At 74.8% G+C, this 1,864-nt stretch carries 2 protein-coding genes; one reads left to right on the top strand and one right to left on the bottom strand.

The genetic code is table 11. From position 1 onward, the window contains the following. The coding region (locus AB0C29_RS46335; RefSeq protein ID WP_360834471.1) for a protein kinase domain-containing protein at positions 1 to 356 on the bottom strand (356 nt) is incomplete at its 3' end. 133 nt (positions 357 to 489) lie between these two features. Here AB0C29_RS46335 and AB0C29_RS46330 point away from each other — a divergent pair. Continuing rightward, the coding region (locus AB0C29_RS46330) for a diguanylate cyclase (RefSeq protein ID WP_360834469.1) at positions 490 to 1,864 on the top strand (1,375 nt) is incomplete at its 3' end.

The raw sequence follows: 1,864 nt of genomic DNA, 5'->3' as shown, positions 1-1,864 counted from the left end.
TTCACGTCGCGGTGCACCACCCCCCGGGCATGCGCGGCGGCGAGCGCCGCGGCGACCTGCGCACCGATCCGGGTGGCGGCGGCCCACGGCAGGGCGCGGTCCTTGAGCAGGTCGTCCAGCGTCGGGCCCTCGACCAGCTCCATCACCACGTACGGGCGGGCCTGGCCGGCGCCGTCGGTGGCCTCGCCGTAGTCGTAGACCTCGACGATGTTCGGGTGCCGCAGGCCGGCGGCGGCGCGCGCCTCGAGCCGGATCCGGGCCGGGCGTTGCGAGTCGGCGGGCGCGCCGGGGGCGAGCACCTTGACCGCCACGTCCCGGGCGAGCACCTGGTCATGGGCGCGCCACACCTCGGACATGCCGCCCACGCCGAGCCGTTCCACCAGTCGATACCGTTCGTCCACGCGGAGGCTGTGCCCACCGCTCCGGCGGTGAAACCCGGAGGCCGGGTTCGCACCCCGAGCGAGACCTGTGAGCATTACATTGCGTTTTGTGAGCATCGAGGTCGCGGAGCTGGAGCTGCGACCGGTCACCGACTTCCGGGCCACGGCGGCCGCGGCGGCGCCGCTGGAGCGTGACGGTGACGAACGCACGGCGATGCGGGCCCGGCTGATCCGGGCCGACGCGGCGCTGCGCGAGGGGCGTACGGCCGAGGGCGGCACCCTCGCCCAGCAGGTGAACGCCTGGGCGCTGGAGCGCGGGGACGCGTACGTGCTGGCCTGCAGCCACCGCACGCTGACCCACTTCCACTACTACATCGGCGACCTGGCCGGCGCTCTCGGACACGCCGTGCAGGCGGTCGCCCACCTCGGCGCCGACGATCCGGTGGCCGTACGGGTCCGGCACCTGATGACCCTGGCCGTGGTGCTCGGCGAGAGCGGCTCCCCCGACGAGGCCACGCAGCGCTACCGGGAGGCCCTCGAGCTGGCCGCCACCGCCGGCGACCACCAGCAGATGCTGATGATCCTCGGCAACCTGGCCAACCTGGCCACCCAGCAGGACGATCCCGGCACGGCGGCCCGCGCGGTCGAGCGGATGACCGAGGTCCAGGCCACCGCCGGGATCCCGCTGGACGGGCCGCAGCTCATCACGATCGCCCGGGTCCGGCTGGCCGGCGGTGACCACCGGGCGGTCGAGGAGATCCTGCGCCCGCTGACCCAGGATCCCGAGTACCTGCACAGCACCAGCGCGGCACTGCCCGAGGCGATGCTGACCCTCGGCGAGGCGCACCGGCTGGCCGGCGAGTTCAGCGCCGCCCAGGCCGATCTGGACGCCGCCCGCCGGCTCGCGCAGGAGCGCGGACTGCGGGCCACGCAGGCCGCGATGCTGGAGCAGCAGGCCGCCCTGTACGCGGCGATGGACCTGCACCGCGAGGCGTACGACGCGCACGTGGCGTACCACCGGTTCTTCGCCGAACTCCAGTCCGCGCAGCGCGACGCCCAGGCCCGTACCCTGCAGGCGGTGTTCGAGGCGACCGAGGCCCGCCGGGTCGGCGAGCACTTCCGCGAGCTGGCCCACCGCGACGCGCTGACCGGCCTGCACAACCGCCGCTACGCCGACGAACGGTTGCCGGCGCTGCTCGGCGAGGCGGTGGCGGCGGGCCGCCCGCTGGCGGTGGCGATCGCCGACCTGGACCACTTCAAGCGGATCAACGACACGCTGTCGCACGACGCGGGTGACCTCGTGCTGCGCCAGGTGGGCCGGCTGCTCACCGAGGCGCTGGCCGAACCCGCGTTCGCCGCCCGGCTCGGCGGCGAGGAGTTCCTGCTGGTGCTGCCCGGCACCGACACGGCCGCGGCGGTCCGGGTCTGCGAGCAGCTGACCGCGCAGTTACGCGGGTACGACTGGGCGCCGATCACCGGCCGCC

This window comes from Actinoplanes sp. NPDC048791 (assembly GCF_040650095.1).
Classification (GTDB): Bacteria; Actinomycetota; Actinomycetes; order Mycobacteriales; family Micromonosporaceae; genus Actinoplanes.
Note: the sequence above shows the minus strand (reverse complement) of the source record. Positions and strands in the feature narration are given on the sequence as shown.